The organism is Paenibacillus sp. P4_E11 (assembly GCF_056401635.1).
This window is the reverse complement of record NZ_JBFUIX010000103.1, coordinates 1-18,482: the sequence shown is the minus strand read 5'-3', so window position 1 is coordinate 18,482 and position 18,482 is coordinate 1. Positions and strand designations below refer to the sequence as shown.

The window sequence follows — 18,482 nt, the reverse complement described above, 5'->3', positions numbered from 1 at the left end:
GCCAAGGACGACCGGATCGTACAAGTGATCCCGATCAAGGACTTCGAAGACCCGAACAAATCATTCGTCTTCATCACGAAGCGGGGGCAAGTAAAGCGCACAGAGATTAAGGAGTATTACACGAATCGTTCCGGCGGTATAGTCGCGATCAAGCTAGGTGAGCAGGATGAAGTGATCAACGTCCGCTTGAGCGACAATACGAAAGAGTTGCTGATCGTCAGCAAGCTCGGGATGAGCATCCGATTCCGCGAGATGGAAGTGAACGCCATGGGGCGCGCAGCCGGAGGCGTTCGCGGCATTCAACTGCGTGAGGACGATGAAGTGATCGCGGCCGAATGGGTAGAAGGTGAAGAGGGCGAAGTCCTCGTTATCTCCGATCTAGGCTACGCCAAGAGCTCGCTGCTTCTTGATTATCCGATTCAAGGTCGTGGCGGCAAAGGAATCATTACGTTTGAATTCAAGGAAGGCAAGCGTGTTCGTCCTAATGGCGATCAGTTGGTGAAAGCCTTCTTCGTGAAGCATACCTTGCAGTTCAGCGCGATATTGAAATCCGGGGAGCAAGTTACCTTCTCTTCGGAACAAGCTCCAATCGAGGAACGCAAGTCGCCAGGTAAGGCAGTCATAACGGTCGGGAAGAGCGACCAGGTGCTTGTCGTATTGAAACGCGGCGTACTCGCGTAACAACGCCCTGAGAATCCAACACTGACTTAGTCGTAGGATTCATAAGGCGGGTCCAGCTTCTCAAGCAAATTCAAAAAAAGTTCCATAACGGCCCACACTGGCATAGGCTCATCCAGCTTATTTAGCCACTGCGGGTCGTTTATTATTCCATCGGTTAACGCCTTCCTCACAATTTCCAGCTTGCGGGCTTGATCCATTTCGGTCCGCTCCTTTCGAGTTGCACGGTATTCGACCTAATTCTCCTTCTTCTAGTGTATCCTAATGCAATATATGTAAAAGCCTAGCGAAATGTTATTGTTTCGCTCGATTTATGGAATAAAATATTAATGGGATTAACCTTTTATCCGACAATCGTGGCTGATATAATAGAAATAGAAGCAAGTATTCGATCGGGAGGGATTATTCATGCACACGACGGAGTTTACCAGATTGTGGAGCAAGATCACCAAAGATTTGAAGCTGCATATGGAGACGGAGCTCGCTCCGAGCTTGACGGAAGGGCAGTTGCATGTGTTAGAGGTGTTGCAAGAAGGCGAGAAACAAGGGCAAGGACGAATGAAGCCATCGGATCTGCTCGAGCATCTTCATACGACGCCGGCTGCTATTACGACGTTGCTGGATCGGATGGAGAAGAATGAATTGATCGTTCGTCAACGGGATGAGAAGGACCGCCGCATTGTGTGGATTATTCCTACTGAGAAGGGACTGTCCGAGCAGGAACGTGGCTTGCGAATACGAAATACATTCATCGACGCTCAGCTAGATCGGATTTCTTCGCACAACCAGCAATTACTCGTCTATTTGCTTGGAAAGGTGGCTAATTAAGCGCGGTTTGGATGAACAGCGGCCGAGATTGACGGAAAAACCGTCTAACTCCACGCCAACGAGCAACCAGCGGCCGAGATAGACGGAAAAACCGTCTAACTCCACGCCAACGAGCAACCAGCTCCCAAGATTGACGGAAAAACCGTCTAACTCTACGCCGACGAGCACCCAACGCCCGAGATAAACGGAAAAACCGTCTAACTCTACGCCGACGAGCACCCAACGCCCGAGATAGACGGAAAAACCGTCTAACTCTACGCCGACGAGCACCCCGCCTGCTGACTTTCTCCCTTGTGTCCAACTATACGCTTACGCAAAAAAACCTGACCGGTTTGTACTTCGTACTTCCGGTCAGGTTTTCTCATTTTCAAGCCGTCCAGCCCTACGCTTCCCAACGCCCCAGAATGCCAGCCGGCATCGTGAGCTTCGAAGCGGTGATCGGCAATCCGATCTCGCCGCATGTAATCTGTCCACCAAGCTTACGGCCTAACGACATACTAAGTAAGTTGTGCAGCACGGTTGGAGACAGTCCAGTCGTATAGGAATTAATAAGGACGAACAACGGCGAACTCGACAGAATCGTTGTACAAAATTGGACGAATGGGAACAGATCATCTTCCAGTTTCCAAGTTTCCCCGTTCGGCCCTCTTCCATACGAAGGGGGATCCATGATGATGGCGTCATACTGATTGCCTCTGCGTGCTTCCCTTTGTACGAACTTGAATACAWCATCCGTAATGAAGCGTACGGGCTTGTCTCCGAGACCGGATAGTTGCAGATTTTCCTTCGCCCATTGAACAACGCCCTTGGAAGCATCAACATGACACACTTCAGCGCCGGCATATGCACAAGCAACGGATGCTCCACCTGTATAAGCGAACAAGTTCAGCACCTTGATCGGTCGGCCTGCGCTCTTAATCTTCTCGATCATCCAGCTCCAGTTGGCGGCTTGTTCCGGGAATAACCCGGTATGCTTGAACCCGGTCGGTTTTATGTAGAAAGATAGTTTGTCATAGGAAACAACCCACCGATCCGGCAATTGCCGCTTCATATCCCACTGACCGCCGCCTGAGTTGCTTCTATGGTAGTGAGCATCTGCTTCTCGCCACTCGGCCGTCTCCTTCTCAAGCGGCCAAATAATCAGAGGATCCGGTCGCCGCAGCACAACATCCCCCCACCGCTCGAGCTTCTCCCCATTTCCTGTATCGAGCAGCTCATATTGCTTCCAATCATTTGCTACAAACATTATTGTGAACCTTCCTTCAATTGAGATCCTTTCTATTCTACATCATTCGATAGACCAATATCCACCATCGTTCTTGTTGTAGCAATCACGGCCATTATGTACATACTAGTTGTATTCCCATATGCCGGAGGCCTCATGCGCGGACGTATCTTGTTGATCGAGGACGAAGATAAAATAGCGAGAGTGCTGGAGTTGGAACTTCAGCATGAGCAATACGAAACGATTCGTACTGCGTCCGGCCGTGAAGGGATGGAGCTGGCTTTAGGGCAAACGTGGGACATTATATTACTTGATCTTATGCTCCCGGAGATGGATGGACTTGAAGTACTGCGGCGCATACGCGAGCATAATTGTACCGTGCCGGTAATTCTTCTAACCGCGAGGGATGCGGTCAAGGACAAAGTAATCGGACTCGATCTCGGTGCGAGCGATTATGTGACGAAGCCATTCGCGATTGAAGAACTGCTGGCCCGAATCCGGCGATTGCTGAGAGTGGCACAGCAGCAGGCTGAGGCTGAGGACGAGGATTGCTATGAACTTGACGGTCTGCATGTGGATTGCAAATCCAGGCGCGTTACTCGGGACAACACGCTCATTGAGCTGACGCCAACCGAGTATGACTTGCTGCTCTATTTGTTGCAGAACACTGGAAACGTCATGACCCGGGAACAAATACTGTCCGAAGTATGGGGATATGAATTCGCAGGTGATACGAACTTAGTAGATGTCTACATCCGGTATTTGCGCCAGAAGATCGACAAAGGCTACAAAAATAAGCTGATTCATACGAGTCGCGGTGTCGGTTATTCCATCCGTGAGCCGAACTAGGAGGGCCCTGTATGAGCTTGAAGGTGCGTCTCATGGTGCTTTCTTCAATCTGGCTCGTTTTGATTCTGGTATTGTTCAATGTATTCCTCTATTTCTTCGTCGTGAACATTACAACGAAGAGTGAAAAGGAGTTGATGCTGAACAAAGCGAATACCATTCTGGAGAAGAAGGATTTGCTTGATCCGACTCTGTGGAACAATGCCAAGCTGCTGGAGGAATTTCTGGTCACGAATGAGATGATCCGAATTATTGGGAGGACGGGTACGATTCAGCTTCAGGTATATACCGATCCCAAGCTGACCGAGAAGCCGGTGGAGTGGCACAAAAACTATCACTTCCAAATCGCTGTAATCAACAAACAGCGATATTTGTACGTCCAGGTTCCAATGCTTGCCGGCAATGAGCAGGTGGGTGTGTTGGAGCTGGGAAGAACGATGCGGTTATGGAATGAGTACATGGACGTGCTCCTGTCTGCGTTGATGATCACATCACTCGGAGCGGTTGCGCTCTCCATCATTGGCGGATTGTTCTACTCCCGCTTCATCTTCTTGCCAATCCGTCATTTGCTTACCACGATGCAGATTATTCAAAAAAGCGGAACGTTCCGCAAACTCGACATCGATTACACGTCGCGCAACGATGAATTGGGCAAGCTGAGTATTACTTTCAACGAGATGATCAGCAAGCTGGAAGAAGACTTTATGAGGCAACAGCAGTTCATTGCCGACGCGTCCCATGAGTTGCGAACGCCACTGACGATCATTCAGAGCTACGCGAACATGTTGACCCGCTGGGCTAGCCACGATCCACTGTTACGCCAAGAAGCGTTCGAAGCGATTATTTCTGAGACGAAACGGTTGAAGGGTATGGTCCATTCCCTCATGCAGCTTGTTGATCCGGATCTGTATAAACCGATACATTTTCAAGAAGTTGATCTGGAGATATTGACAGCAAGCGTCGCAACATCGATGGAGCTTTCTTTCGATCGAGAGATTCAAATGCAAGTAGCGGGTACTCCGTTACTCGTTCAAGGAGACCCGGAGAAGCTTCGACAATTGCTCATTATTCTTATTGACAATGCAATCAAATACAGTGCCGAGTCGATTCAAGTGAGCTTGAAGAAGCTAGAGGGGACGGTGCGTATCCGAATTGCGGATCGAGGGATTGGCATCGAAGCTAGTGAGATCCCACACATATTCGACCGCTTCTACAGGGTGGATAAATCGAGGATGCGACAATCGGGTGGAGTTGGTCTAGGTCTTGCAATTGCCAAACGGATCGTGCAGTTGCACAACGGAAAACTGGACATCGAGAGTGCAGTGGAAGTAGGGACCGCTATTACGATCAGCTTCATGTCAGATATGGATTTATCCGAATAATGCCAAGAGGCGTCCGATTCTATGAATCAAACGCCTCCTACTTGTGTCATATGCGATTAGAGTACTCGTCTAGCCGTGATATAATGCGAATTCCACCAACCCGATTTTATCGAAGTTGTCGTTACGCCGATCCCTTTTTTGTAAGTGTGCAGGATCTTGTCATTCCCCATGTACACGCCTACGTGAGCGATTTGTCCTTTGGAACTATTTGTAGAGAAGAAAACAAGGTCACCCTTCTTCAAGTTGCTTCTGGATACGTATGAGCCAACCTTGGATTGCTGTTTCGATGTCCGAGGTAGATCGATTCCTTGCTTACTGAATATATATTCCATAAAAGACGAGCAGTCGAAAGAGCTAGTATTGCCAGTCTTGGCGCCGAACTTATAAGGGGCTCCCAAGTATTTCAAGCCAAGTGAAATGATTTGGTCTGCCCTGGATGTTGCTTGTACGGACACGGACTCCGCATGAGCCGATTGTGAAGCAATTACAAGATTACCGGAGAGGGCAAATGTGACTACGAGCGCTGTGCTCACAACGGGTTTAATCCAACGTTTGAAAGAAGAATGCATAAGTACCTCCTGAGTCTAGTTGTCTAGTAAGTAGTGTGATGGTGGCTGCCTGAAAACTAGTATAACAGAACTATTTTCACCACCATTTACCACTATAGGAACTAGGCCTAGAGCCTCAAGGAATGTATGCGTTTTATTAGAATATAATGAGAATTTTGATCTAAATTGCTATTGACAGATACGCTCGCAGCATAATTCATAGCCGTCCGGGGCTTGGATATCGAGCTCTAGTCCGCACGGCGCTTGAATGTTCAAGGTCATGCGGCGAGACGCTTCGTCTACGCGCCACGCGACGTCGATGCGTCCGCCTTCGGGCAACGGGACAGATCCGCGTGCCCAGGCCAGCCCGACCGGCTGCGGAGCGATGGTGACTTTCGTCCAACCCGGCGTTGCTCCACGCACCCCTAGCACATACGCCCCAAGAAAGTAGGCGGGCCCGGCTGACCAGGCGTGGCAATGGCTGCGGGTGGGCATCTTCTTGTTGTGGTTATAACCGCTGACCGGGTACATCTCCCAGCAGGTCGTTGCCTCATGCTCGATCATAACGCCGTACTGCTTGCGGATGTCATCCACCAGTACGTCCAGTCGGCCCATCTTCGCCAATGTCTCGTAGTAGAAAAAGGACATAAACGGACTGCCGATCTGAACGAACGTAGTGGGTGGCTCTATCACGTAGCGTTCCAGCAATTCCTTACGTTCTCCCTGCGGAATGCCGCATAGGCAGGCAGTGACTTGTGTCTGCATACTAGTCGTGCCAGAGAGTCGGCCATCGACATGGATACAGTCGATGTAAGCCTGGCGACTGTCGTCCCACAGATACAGGTCAATGGCTTGGCGCAGCCGCTCGGCCTCTGCGCGGTATCGCTCGGCTTCCGCTGAGGCACCCGAGATGAGCGCGAGCTCGGCCGCATCCCGCAGCGCACGGACGAGGAACATGTTCTGCGGCGTGACGACGCCGTCTCTAGGCTGCTCGAACCGGGCCCAGTCGAGCAGGTTCCAGCCTTTCATGCGCAGCAGCCCCTGGGCATCGAGCTTCTGCAAGTAAGTATCCAACGTGAGCCGGACGTGTGGCCACATGGACTGGGCAAATTCGGTATCCCCGCTGAATGCGTAGTATTCATAACAAGCTGACGTCCAGAAGAACGTCCAATTCGGGATGACACTGTTCCATCCGCTCGGAACCTGATCGGCATACAGTGGCGTTTGGAATGAAGAGCCGGGAACGAGCCGCAGGCAGCGCTCCACAATTTCTTTGGTTCCATACACGTAGTAGTTCACGAGTGCTTCGTTGCGCGCATCTCCGACCCAGTAGGCTTGTTCGAACGCTGGGCAATCGACGAACGTATCTTCCATACACAGCTTCGTTGTATGGCGGCTAATCTGCCATATATCGTTCAACAACGGATCGGAGCACAGAAACTTACCGATCTCCGCAACGGGGAAATTACTCTGCTGCATAAGGGTTTCATACAGCTTGACCGGCCGTATGGCTTCCCTGACCGTAACGGTCAAGTAGCGCAGCCCGCGGCGCACATAGGATGTATACGTCTGTCGGCCTTCGCGGCACACATAGCGGAGCGTGTTGTCGAGCTGGTATGTATGCTGCCGCCAGCCGTCCCGCATGTATTCGAACCCGTACATGTCGATGATCGTACCGGCTGCTGCGTCTACATCGAACGAGATGTACCCCGACAGCTCACGGCCGAAATCGATGACGAATTCCGTATCGTGACCTTCATATAAGGGCACGATCGCAGCGTTCGGACCAGCAATTACAGCATTTTGCAGTGAATATGGCACAGGGTGCGACTGCTCATGTTTCTTCCACACACAATAACCGAATACATCGGTTACATTCATGAACGGCTGGGGCATAACAATGACCCAGTCTGAGAAGCCAGCCAATTGTTCACTGTTTGTTAATTGCTTCGCGCGCTCGTAATCCGGATGGTCGGTTCGCAGAGGGCGAGTGTCCTGATGATCAATATGTTCAACGGAATCGAAGGGGCCGATCCCAACGAAAGCAGTGCTTCCCGCGGCAATATGGTTTCCTAGCGGGTTGACAACCTCGAACGGCTCTTCGCAATCGAAGCCGAGATGGAAGCCATGTCCATGGGACGTGGCGCTGACATCCAGCAAGAGGAAGTTGTCCCCGGACTGCAGCTCAACACGTAAAAATTGTTGAGAATCATCGTTAGTGAACGCCTCCTTGGTATACCACGTTCCATTCAGACTGAACTTGGCTTGAATCCGGCCATTGTCGACGATGCCGATCGTGAAGGTAGCGGCTTTCGTTATGCGAATGACGGTCGCCATATAACCGGTGAACGACACGTTGTTAGCGTGATTGGCGCTGGCCGGGAGCAAGAAGTTCCGTACGTCGAAGACAGCCGCCCATGACACAGGCTTGACGGCAGTCAGACTCTCGACGCGCGAGGGGTAGACCGGCTCTTCCGTCAAATATGGAATATCGCGCTCAACGAGCTTGATCCATGGTGCTGTACCCGCTGGTCCGATGGACACCGCTCGTTCCCAATCATGATCGTTGAAGGAGATGCCTGTCCAGGCAGCATCCCATGAACGGGCATCCATCATTTCGGTGAAGGCTAGCTGGCATGAGATCCGCGATGAGTTCGCATCGAAACCGGCGTGAACCGCTGTCTTCCACGATTCATCTGTAGCGAGCAGCAGCTCCTTGCCGTCTCCGGTATGGATTTGCGCGATCAAGCCGCCGCGTCCACGCAAGTACTGGAATGTGGAGACGCCGTAGTGCATCACAAGTACGGCCACCACATTAATGCCACCGGGATTCAGCAAATGACCGATCTCATATTCATCGTAAGCTAACTCGAAGGGCCATGAACGTACGGGACCACGTCCGACCTGCTTACCGTTCACATACAGAACGTAACGCGAATCCGCCGTAATTCGGATGTTCGCTGATTGTGCGCCAGCTTGCACTTGGGGAACGGTGAAGTGCTGACGGAAGCAGCGCCATTCATTTCGCGGACTTTCATCCCCGGCTCCCCATATCCACTGGGCTTGCCACTCGGGCGAATGTTGTTCGTTTGTTATTACCTCGTTTGCCGCTTGGCTCATACTTATATACCCTCCCTATTTACAAAACAATAGATTCATTATAAGGTGGGGGAAATAAGTTAGATTGGGGTCGATTCGGACGAAAACAAGGGTTGATTCGGTCATGATGGGTTACAAGGAGGTTTCTAATCATGAGTGTCAAACGAATTAGTACGACAAGCAGCAGCTTGTTCCTCACTTCAGAGCTTCCGGTATTCGTGAATCGGGTAACGGAGTCATTCCAGCTGGAGCAGCATCGGCATGAATTCGTGGAGATCAACTATGTGAGTGAAGGGAGCGGGTTTCAATATATAGAGGGGCAGACGATTCCGGTGACGAAGGGGGATTTGTTTTACTTGCCGCTCGGCGCATCTCACGTGTTCCGGCCTTCAACCCCAACGCCTGGTCGCAGCAAGCTGATCGTATACAACTGTGTGTTCAGCGAGTCGTTCGCGGCTCAGTTAGGTGAAGCTTACCGTCTGGACGACGATACCTTAAGGGTACTCGCTTCCTCTTACCCGGAACAGCCTTGGCTGCATGTTCATGATCGGGAGGGGGCCTTACAGCGTTCGTTCAATTCGATGCATGAAGAATATAGGCGCAAGTCCCTTAACTTCGTGGCAATGCTGCAAGTGGAGATCGTTCGTATTCTAGTCTATATGGGCCGGAGGCTGCCAGTAGGAGATGAACAAGCTTCAGGAGGGCGATCCGACTATTTAAGGCCGCTCGGCTCTCAGCTATTTACGGATGAGGCTATCGATGCAAGTGTCAACCTTATCCGTCAGCAGCTGCATGGCAGTGCGGTTCAATTGTCGGCGCTTGCTGCAGGAGCGGGACTCAGCGAACGTCAGTTCCGGCGACGCTTTACCGAACGGACCGGCATGACGTTCACCGATTTTGTCCATAAGAGTCGCATAGAGGCAAGCTGCGAGCTGCTTCTGTCGACGGGAGATAAAGTTGCGGCCATTGCGCGGCAGATGGGGTATCAAGATATTAAGTTTTTCAATTCGCTGTTCAAGAAAAAGACCGGCATGACTCCAGGGCAATATCGGAGTAGTCGGCTAATCTAATTATCAACATAAGAAGAAAGTGGCTGAGTAGCAAACTATATGCTCAACCGCTTTTTTTTCATTGCTGTTCCGTTTGTATTCGGATCCGTTTACAGCGAATTATACAGGCACTCCTCGTTGTCGGCCGTTGTTATGCTTATGGCCCAACCTGAGCGTATTAACGAAGACAACTCTGATATTGGATTATGAGAAATAACAAAGAGCTTCCAATCTCCATTCGGATTCTGTCCGATAAAGTTGCTTAACGAAATGCTTGACGAGGTTGGCGGGGCAGAAGGTAGGTCAACTATACCGAAGAAGCAACTTGGTTTGAAGGTACCGGTAATTAGTGGGCCATAGATCGGTACGAAGTCATTCGCCGCGTCATCAAAGGTCAAGAACACATTATTGATCGGTACCAGGGAACCACCTGCCTGGGACATTAGACACGTGTTGGTCACATTGTTCGGACCGACGAGCAAGATTACAAAATCACTTGGAGCAAGGCTTTCTAAGTCGAAGAGAGTTACTTTTACTTTTTGAATGATATTCGGAACACCAGACACCGGGATGATCGATGGATATACATCCGCAGGCCCGCTGCCATGAAAAGGCGTGGAGATCGTTTCATTGTTTATGAAAGTATAAATACCACCGTCGATCTGAGTGCAGTTTTTTCTGAATGAAAGGAACCCAAGCGTTGGATTCACGATCACTTGTGCTGGATCTACCTGGATAAGCGGGTTTACATTTACGGGTACTGGAGCAGGAGCAACTTCAATGACAGGCGCAATTTGCGGATTCACCGCTAGCGGCTTGCAAATAACTTCAACATTGATACTCCTGGCATTAGATTTTTGATTGCTTTTGCGAGATGGTTTAGAGCTACTTTTATGGGTGAAGCTTTTGTTTGGGTTGTTCCTGGACGCGCACTTCAATTATTACACCCCCCTCGTACTGATTTCGTCATAAGATATGAGCCGCATGACAATTGTGGGTGGACTTGTACCTACATACAGCTGACGTTGAACGATTTTGCATGAAAATAGGCAGCCATATATCAATGCGTTCTCTGCTGTCTAACTCTTCTTATATTTCCGGGATGATAGAAAGAGGAACAAGAGAGGGCAGGAAGAGGGAGTGAAGAAGCGTCAGCGTTCGCATTTGTACTGGAACAACAGTAATCGTAACCCCTCTGTCTGCGTGCAGCAAATATTATAGCATTCTAGTATTGGAAACTATTGACTGCGAACAAATGTTTGGTATAATAAGAATATAGAACAAACGTTCTCATAATTCGAAAAGGGGTGCAGACGCCATGATCGCTAACAAAATCAGATTTATTGAAAGAGATTTTTATAGGAAGGTAATGTTTGAGAATAGCGAGTTTCTATCGGAGGATCAGATCGATAAGATTCTTGACTCTGCTGAAGTCCCCTGGGAGGATATTACATTTAAGTTTTATGACAATGGATCAATGGATATATTCGACAACAATAAGGAACAGCRCATTTCTATTCAGGACCTTCGTGGTGCCGCCTACGACTTTTATGTGCGGGAGAGAATCCGGATCATTCGCTCCAATCTGCAAGCTAAGATCTTGCAATCCGCTTAATCATTACGATCGGCTGATGGTGAGGGTATTTTAACAGACATTTGTGCCGGTATACACGCATAGTCTGGACAATGCAATACCGTTCTACGTAAAGTTGATGCAGCAACAACTCATGCAGAAGATGTGTGGTTGTTGCTTTTTTGTGTTCCATTCGTTTGCTCAGGATTAGATTTGTAACCTTTTCGGCATACATAATCGATTTGTCCATATGTTAAGGCGTTATCTTCATATGACAACAGGTGTACGGGTTGTAATATTTATGGAGTAAGCGGTTCCGCTATTATGGGGTAGATCACCCTGCCATTGGCTTACGAGGAGGAATGCAGATGAAAGCGAATCAGGAGCAGACAGAGATCGCGATCGACATTGTGGTCCCTTATTCGGGTGCGGAGCTATTATGCGCAATCTGGGCGGAGGAGGAACGGGAGATCGATTTCCACAGCGATCACGTGGCGGCCGCTCGTTGCACTACCGCTTTTGCAGCGATGGAATTGAAGCGTTACTTGAGCCGGTCCATACCGACGAGTTCAATCCGCATCGTAGAGGAGCAGTCGGGGGATAGATGTTATATCGCGCTTCACATCGCTGATTCGTTCCGGACAGATGAAGCATTTGTACTAGAACGTAGCGGAGCAGGCGTTGTCATCACAGGGGCGGGTAGAGCAGGTGTGCTTTATGGAGCATATGAGCTCTTGCGCTTACAGGGATGGCGCTGGTATGCACCAGGCAATAGCGGGGAGATTATACCGCAGTCAAGCGATCGATTGATAATTCCCGAAGACAGGATCGTTGGCCAAGCGTCTATGGATTTAGGCCGCGGCTTCGACTTCGAATACGTATCGATGGAATCGGATTCATTCTTTCTATGGATGGCAAGGAATCGCTTGAACGTAACAGCATATCGTCCGGCTACAGCGGCCTATTGCCGCAAACTTGGAATGGCATTCAAGGTAGGGGGTCACATATTTGAAACGATTCTGGATCCCGATCGTCTTCTATCCAGTGGCCATACAATCTGGGAGCAGCACCCGCAATGGTACGGCTTGCCCGAGAATGGGGTTCGAATCAAGGAAGAGGCATTACGAACCCAATTTTGCGTGTCGCAACCGGACTTGATTGAATATTTGGGTGCGTCGCTTGTTCAGCGGTTGCAGCGTGATTGGCGGGAAGCAGACCGTGTTGATTTGTGGGGATTCGACACATGGGGACATGCTTGCATGTGTACGTCTTGTCAACAACTAGGCAACAGTGCCGACCAGCTTCTTCACTTCGTTGCCGGAATCAGGACGATTGTCAACCTCGCTCTGGAGCGGGGGGTTCTTGAGCATCGTGTTCGTTTGATTATTTGCGGGTATGAGGGAACGGATACGCTTGAAGGTCCACAGCGTCCGGTTCCAGATGTTCTGACCGCTGCTGGCGATTTGGTCGTCTATTATCCGATCAACCGCTGCTACGAGCATGATTTCGAAGCGGTTGGCTGTTCGGCGAACAAACGATATCACACTGCCTTACAGAGCTGGTGTGAGCAGCGATCTGCTCTTCCCCTAGTCATTGGCGAGTATTATAACGTCTCTAAGTATGAAGACTTGCCGCTGCTATTCACAACTCGTATGGCGCATGATATTCCCGCTTATTCCCGTATGGGAGCGCGGGGCATTACATATATGCATGTCCCCCTTGTCAATTGGGGAATGCGAACCCTGACGCAAGTGCTATATGCACAATTAAGTTGGGATGCCGAGACCGATACGGGCCATTTCTTGCAGGAATACTTCTCCAATTGGTACGGTCCGCATGCATCGACCATGAGCAAAGCCTACGGATTGATCGAGCAGGCATGGGGAGGGATTGCTGATTGGCGCGCATGGAAGAGAGACAGCGTGTTGTCGCTACTTCTATCTTGGAACGGTGCGAAGCCAGACCAACCCCTTACGGTAGGCGATCACTTTCACCATCAAGCGGCTGATGCAGTGAAATCCGGGAGAACGTCACTCGCCGTGCTGGAGCAGGCGCTAGGACTGATCCATTCAGCGCTGGAGGAAGATAAGGCCGTCCAACCTTCGCAAGAACGGACGGGTTGGAAGGTGGCACTTAATCCGAATGATGCCCGAGCACAAGCATATGCTGAACTCCGGTATGAGTTGCGCCTAGGCGAGGATCGTCGGTTGCTTCTGTACGGAATCGACACACTTATGTTACAAGTGCATTTTGTTGCCTACTACAGTGCTTTATTCAACGGCGATCAAGATGAGGCAGAGTCATCCTGGCACATAATCGAACAAACCGCCGAACGGATGGATGCCTATTTTGTACCGATCGGATACGAACATCCGGGTGCGGGTATTGAGAGTAAATCGGCATTAACGCGCAGCCAATTAAGGGAATTGATCCGGCGCTGTCGCAATTGGCGTCGTATGCAGATACAGAATTATTTTCAGAAGCAGGAATAGAAAGCGAGGCGATACTTATGGGAACCGTTCATGTAACCGATTCCTTCGTGCAATGGGATACAGCACAACAAGGTGAATATACGATTCAACTCCCCCCATCGGAGGAGGCATCCCGATTTCTTGATTTACCGGTTGACTCCAACAACAAATCGATGTTGGTAGTCGAACTCATCGCATCCGATCGGAACGGTGAGATCGTTCATGAAATGATGATAGTTGTCGAGTGGGCAGGATTGGAACATCTGTATATCCTGCTGCCGGAACAAGCACGCCAAAACGCGAAGACACTCGTACTTCGTGCCCGGGATTATACGTTCGCCGGTACCATATTGGCAATCGGCACCCCTCAATGGCTGTCGCAGCGACCACTGATACCTGTCAATGCGAACGAAAGTTTATTGGATATATTTACTAGTGAAGGTTATTTCAGTGTGGATATGTGGAAGCGGGAAAGGATCGAGCACGTTCCGAACCTTACGGAAGGCGAGCTTCGGCGTGCCTGGATGTATGCACAGCTGAAGCTGACTATTCCTCCTGGCGGCTCAGCCAATAAAGTCGCTTATTCGCGAAGATATGAACAAGACATTGACGAGTTTCAGGCATTTATCGTATGTGTCTCCGTTGAGTCGAAAGGGAAGTTCAGCCTTCATGCCGTCATTGACGGTGAGAACAAGCTGTTGATCGATAGTCGCGATGGTTCCGGGATGGAAGAGATCCGTGTCCCGATTCAAGGGAAGAAGCTTCAGGACATCACGATCGAGTTAGCAAGTAGCATTGAAGGCCAGCATGTGGCGCACTTGTACTGGTTCATGCTGGAGCGGAAGGGGGCAGATCCGCAACAATCGCATGAAATTACCGGTATCGATGATATTGCAGATCCCGAGGCGACTGGTCTGACCCAAGTCGAGGAGCTGCCACTTAAGTTGTTGTTTGATCATGCAGAGCTGGCACAGCTCAAACAGAAAATATTGTCCGGTACCGGCAAACAATTATACGAGAATATGATAGCCGAAGCTCAGGCCAACTTGACGTACCGTCCAGAATCGTATGTAGGTACCTATTTTCCCGTTTACTGGGCGAAGCAGGGGATCGAACGAGCTACTGTCCCGTATGAGGAGACGCGTCACTGGTTCAGTACACTCGTCTATAGCTCGCTAGCTTACTTATTAAGCGGAGATCTACGATACGGACTTTCCGCCAGAAGGGCGTTACTTGCCGTTATCCAATGCCAAGAATGGTGCGCGGGCTTCCTGTGCCGATATCCAAGAGGGATTACCGGCTACCGCGCGACGTTCATTGAATCGCATATCATGCAATGTGTGGCGCTTTGTTACGATTTCCTAGGCAGTCTGCTCAGTTCCGAGGAGAAGCGAGCGGTAGAGGATGCCGTTTATGAGAAGGCGATACCGGCTATTGATATGTATATGCGACGGCACAAGGATGGATATTTGATGGAAAGCAATCAAGGCGCTGTGTATGGTTCAGGTATCCTATACGCCTGTCTGGTAGCGAGGCGAAGCCACCCGGACGTCGATTCCATTCTTGAACGGCAAGCCGACTGGTGTCTACGGATGATCGACAACTACTACAAGGCGGACGGGACGACAGGCGAAGGAATGATGTATTGGGAGTATACCACACATCATGTTGCAGAATGTTTGCTGCTTATTGCCCGTTACCGGAACAAGCATGTTCTTGATATTGCTCCTCCGCAATTGCGGGCAGGAATGAAGTACGTTCTGCATATGCGATCCATGATCGATGACAATCTGAGTTTTCTCCCGATCGGCGATTGCAGAAATGAACGGTTTCAATACATGGGCCCTTCTTTATTATTTTTCGCCAAGTATTTCGAGGAAGTGTCTGCAGGTTGGATGTGGCATCAATATTACGATGTTCCTCATCAACCAGGAACTTCATTTTTTGGCGCGGAGAGCAATACGGGTCAGTACACAACGAACGGTTTGTTGACCTTGTTGCTATATGAGGACCGTCCATTTACAGAGGCAGCATTACCGAGCAGTCAGAGATTCGATTGTGATCGAATATTTTGGCGTACAGGTTCCAAAGAATCGGATATGATGCTGTTTTTTGAAGGCGGGAGACAGTCGTTCGAGCATACCCATTTCGATAAGGGACAATTTATTATTCAGGCCTACGGGGAGTTCGTGGCGTCGGATCCAGGGATGATTGATTACAGCAAGCCCGGACATGTGATGTATGTTCAATCTGCCTGTCATAACATTGTAACGATTCGCGGACAAAACCAGTCTTACAAGGACGCAGAACACTCTGTGCTGATCTTATCGCATGAGAACGACGAGCAGTTCCAATATCTCCAGACTGATTTGGCGAACAGCTACAAGGAATTGGAGCGTTACGATCGTACGCTGCTCTTCGTAAGGCCGAATTACTTTCTCGTACTCGACGAATTGGTTTCGCCAACCGGTGGGATGGAGTGGAATTTCCACAGCCGCGGTGAGTTCCGAATCACAGGTGACAATTGCTTCCTTGCTGATGCCCCGAAAGCAGGACTTATGTTCAACTACGCCTGTAATGTGAATCTCGATCATCGATTGAGTCGATATGAGGATGGGGATACGATTGTCAGCCACAATCTGGTGTTGCTTCCTGATCCGGATGTGGCGGTCATGAACATCGCGGCGTTGATGATCCCGTATCCGAATACAGGCACTCCGCCAACGATTGATGTCAAGTACGAACCAATACATGGCGGTGCTCGGTTCACTGTCACCGGACCGTGGGGGAAGGATATGCTTCTTGTCCGCTTGGGAGAAGAGCCAATGGAGTGGGAAGGCGAACCCATTACCGAGCGTATCCGGGTCTACCGCAGCGGGGATGTCACTCCGTCCAGGTCGTTTGGGTAGCAGAGTCGGTCATAGAGGCCATTTTGCGATATTCGATAGGGGACAGGTGTTCATATTTTTTGAATAGCCGACTGAAGTACAATTGATCGTCGAAGCCGACCAGAGAAGCGATTTGTCTGATGTTCAAATGGGTGTGGCTCATCAGATCTTTCGCTTTCTGGAATCGGTATTGGATCAAATACTGCTGCGGCGAGAGTCCGGTATATTGCTTGAATAGACTGGAGTAGCGGCTTAGACTCAAACCTGCATGGGACGCCAGTTCTTTGACCGTCATCTTCTGGGCATAGTTTTTGTGCAGAAGGTCGAAGGAAGCGTGCATAATCAACTCCCCAGGGTCCATATGCTTCACTTTTTCTTGAATTGCCATTTTACGTGAGATGGTATAGATGAGCTCTTGCAATAACGCGGCGGATATATGCTCGAAGCTCGGTTGCTTCTCAGTCTCTTCCTCAATAATCCTTGCGAAGAGCAGAGGAATCTCATTGTTCACGCCGGTGACGAAGATGCTCTCCTGCCATAACCCTGCCTTGATCAGCAGATCGGTTACCCCGTAGCCGGTGAAATGAAGCCAGTAACTGCCGGTCGGTTCTTTGCCGGATTTGGCATAATATTGCCGTTCATAAGGTTTGCTGATAAACACGGTCCCTGCTTCGATCATCTGCTCGCGGTTCGCTATTCTGACTTTCATGAATCCACTATGTAGATACGACAGCAGGAAATCGACCCTGCCTTGTTCCCGATTGGCAACTCCCGCTGGCTCGTCGTATTCATAACCGATACAGTTGATGAGTAAAGCGTCTTCCCGGCTATGATAACCTCTGTCATGCAGGTTGGGGACGCGGTAGGCATACTGATATTTCATTCCGTTTGTTTCCTTTTAGTTGTGGAATAGTGGTAATCAATTAGCAAAAGTATATCATTCATCGTTAGGGAGTGGAACAATAGCATGAATACGAATAAGAGTATGAACAGGAAGCTCGTTCTAATTGGAGCGGGAAGTTCAATGTTTACCCAAGGGTTGGTCGCGGACTTGCTGCGCAATCCCGGGCGATTTAACTGGCAGTTGGCCCTGGTTGACACCGATCCGCGGGCACTTGATTCGATTGCCAAATTATGCGGAAAAATGATTGACGCCAAGGAAGGAAACATCCAGTTGACCTACTCGACCGACCGCAGGGACGTACTGGCAGGCGCAGATTACGTCGTCTGCACGATAGGTGTAGGCGGACGAAGAGCTTGGGAGCAAGATGTATTCATTCCGCGCAAGTACGGCGTCTTTCAACCGGTTGGTGATACAGCGATGCCTGGCGGCATATCAAGGGCGATGCGGATGATACCAGCCATGGTGGACATCGTTCGTGATGTAATGAAGCTATGTCCGAAAGCCTCCTTCTTCAATTATTCCAATCCGATGACGATCATCTGCCGCGCCTTGAGCAAGGCGACCGACTTCCCGATTGTCGGACTTTGCCATGGCGTTCACGATTCGGAGCGTCATGTTGCCCAACTGGCAGGTCTCGATCCTAGCAAGTTTTCCGCGTATTCCATCGGGATCAATCATTTGACGTTTATGTACGATTTCCGCTATGACGGTCAGGATGCACGTCCATTGATCCGTGAGAAAATTGAGTCTTTGACCCAAGCGGGCCTCAGTTACAAAAATGTAGGTGCCATGTTCCGTGAAATGGGGGAGGAGGCGCCAACGATCAGCAATCCGTATGCGTGGTCTTTTTTCGAGAAGTACGGTGCTTATGCGGCTCCTGGTGATCGGCATGTCGTCGAGTTTTTCCCGGAACGGTTCCCAGGGTACCAATACTACGGGAAGACGTTCGGCATTGATGGCTATTCATTCGAGAAAGTCATTGCTTATGGGG

16 protein-coding genes are annotated in these 18,482 nt (G+C 49.9%); 9 read left to right on the top strand and 7 right to left on the bottom strand.

From position 1 onward, the window contains the following. Positions 1-681 (top strand): DNA gyrase C-terminal beta-propeller domain-containing protein (locus AC1DWB_RS26835; RefSeq protein ID WP_477544167.1); only part of this gene is annotated, 681 nt, incomplete at its 5' end. 26 nt (positions 682-707) lie between these two features. Here the strand turns inward: AC1DWB_RS26835 and AC1DWB_RS26830 are convergent. Further along, positions 708-878 carry a hypothetical protein gene (locus AC1DWB_RS26830; protein WP_477544166.1) on the bottom strand — a complete coding sequence of 57 codons (171 nt, stop codon included), beginning with the start codon at positions 876-878 and terminating at the stop codon, positions 708-710. Between the two features lie 208 nt (positions 879-1,086). On the opposite strand from AC1DWB_RS26830, the gene AC1DWB_RS26825 reads away from it, so the two are divergent. Then, complete coding sequence (locus AC1DWB_RS26825) at positions 1,087-1,506, top strand: MarR family winged helix-turn-helix transcriptional regulator (RefSeq protein WP_477544165.1); 420 nt, start codon at positions 1,087-1,089, stop codon at positions 1,504-1,506. On the opposite strand, the gene AC1DWB_RS26820 is transcribed toward AC1DWB_RS26825, so the two are convergent. Together AC1DWB_RS26820 and AC1DWB_RS26815 are read right to left on the bottom strand one after the other, a co-directional pair. After that, on the bottom strand, positions 1,471-1,776 hold the full coding sequence (locus tag AC1DWB_RS26820; RefSeq protein WP_477544164.1) for a hypothetical protein: 306 nt from the start codon (positions 1,774-1,776) through the stop codon (positions 1,471-1,473). The two genes, AC1DWB_RS26825 and AC1DWB_RS26820, sit on opposite strands and share 36 nt — an antisense overlap. Before the next feature lie 112 nt (positions 1,777-1,888). After that, positions 1,889-2,752: a class I SAM-dependent methyltransferase gene (locus AC1DWB_RS26815; RefSeq protein ID WP_477544163.1), complete on the bottom strand. Its 864-nt coding sequence runs from the start codon at positions 2,750-2,752 to the stop codon at positions 1,889-1,891. Between the two features lie 135 nt (positions 2,753-2,887). Here AC1DWB_RS26815 and AC1DWB_RS26810 point away from each other — a divergent pair, with 135 nt between their 5' ends. After that, complete coding sequence (locus tag AC1DWB_RS26810) at positions 2,888-3,580, top strand: response regulator transcription factor (protein ID WP_477544162.1); 693 nt, start codon at positions 2,888-2,890, stop codon at positions 3,578-3,580. Positions 3,581-3,591: 11 nt separating this feature from the next. Next, a complete protein-coding gene (locus AC1DWB_RS26805; protein WP_477544161.1) occupies positions 3,592-4,959 on the top strand; it encodes a sensor histidine kinase in 1,368 nt (455 codons plus the stop codon). Between the two features lie 56 nt (positions 4,960-5,015). Here the strand turns inward: AC1DWB_RS26805 and AC1DWB_RS26800 are convergent, their stop codons facing one another. Together AC1DWB_RS26800 and AC1DWB_RS26795 are read right to left on the bottom strand one after the other, a co-directional pair. After that, on the bottom strand, positions 5,016-5,528 hold the full coding sequence (locus AC1DWB_RS26800; RefSeq protein WP_477544160.1) for a C40 family peptidase: 513 nt from the start codon (positions 5,526-5,528) through the stop codon (positions 5,016-5,018). 168 nt (positions 5,529-5,696) lie between these two features. Continuing rightward, entirely contained in the window at positions 5,697-8,627 is a 2,931-nt protein-coding gene (locus AC1DWB_RS26795) for a family 78 glycoside hydrolase catalytic domain (RefSeq protein WP_477544159.1), read from the bottom strand. Between the two features lie 131 nt (positions 8,628-8,758). Between AC1DWB_RS26795 and AC1DWB_RS26790 the strand changes: the two genes are divergently transcribed. Continuing rightward, on the top strand, positions 8,759-9,676 hold the full coding sequence (locus AC1DWB_RS26790) for a helix-turn-helix domain-containing protein (protein WP_477544158.1): 918 nt from the start codon (positions 8,759-8,761) through the stop codon (positions 9,674-9,676). Between the two features lie 89 nt (positions 9,677-9,765). Here AC1DWB_RS26790 and AC1DWB_RS26785 read toward each other — a convergent pair whose 3' ends face one another. Beyond that, positions 9,766-10,593: a hypothetical protein gene (locus tag AC1DWB_RS26785; RefSeq protein ID WP_477544157.1), complete on the bottom strand. Its 828-nt coding sequence runs from the start codon at positions 10,591-10,593 to the stop codon at positions 9,766-9,768. A 431-nt stretch (positions 10,594-11,024) separates the two neighbouring features. On the opposite strand from AC1DWB_RS26785, the gene AC1DWB_RS26780 reads away from it, so the two are divergent. The 3 genes from AC1DWB_RS26780 (at position 11,025) to AC1DWB_RS26770 (ending at position 16,608) form a co-directional block, all read left to right on the top strand. Next, positions 11,025-11,270 (top strand): hypothetical protein, encoded by a 246-nt coding sequence (locus tag AC1DWB_RS26780; RefSeq protein ID WP_477544156.1) that lies wholly within the window; start codon positions 11,025-11,027, stop codon positions 11,268-11,270. Between the two features lie 326 nt (positions 11,271-11,596). Continuing rightward, the gene (locus AC1DWB_RS26775; protein WP_477544155.1) at positions 11,597-13,720 is read left to right on the top strand and encodes a DUF4838 domain-containing protein; all 2,124 of its coding nucleotides are present in this window, start codon (positions 11,597-11,599) and stop codon (positions 13,718-13,720) included. A gap of 17 nt (positions 13,721-13,737) precedes the next feature. Then, complete coding sequence (locus tag AC1DWB_RS26770) at positions 13,738-16,608, top strand: heparinase II/III domain-containing protein (RefSeq protein WP_477544154.1); 2,871 nt, start codon at positions 13,738-13,740, stop codon at positions 16,606-16,608. Here the strand turns inward: AC1DWB_RS26770 and AC1DWB_RS26765 are convergent. After that, complete coding sequence (locus AC1DWB_RS26765; protein ID WP_477544153.1) at positions 16,583-17,470, bottom strand: AraC family transcriptional regulator; 888 nt, start codon at positions 17,468-17,470, stop codon at positions 16,583-16,585. The two genes, AC1DWB_RS26770 and AC1DWB_RS26765, sit on opposite strands and share 26 nt — an antisense overlap. An 84-nt stretch (positions 17,471-17,554) precedes the next feature. Here AC1DWB_RS26765 and AC1DWB_RS26760 point away from each other — a divergent pair. Then, positions 17,555-18,482 (top strand): family 4 glycosyl hydrolase (locus AC1DWB_RS26760; protein WP_477544152.1); only part of this gene is annotated, 928 nt, incomplete at its 3' end.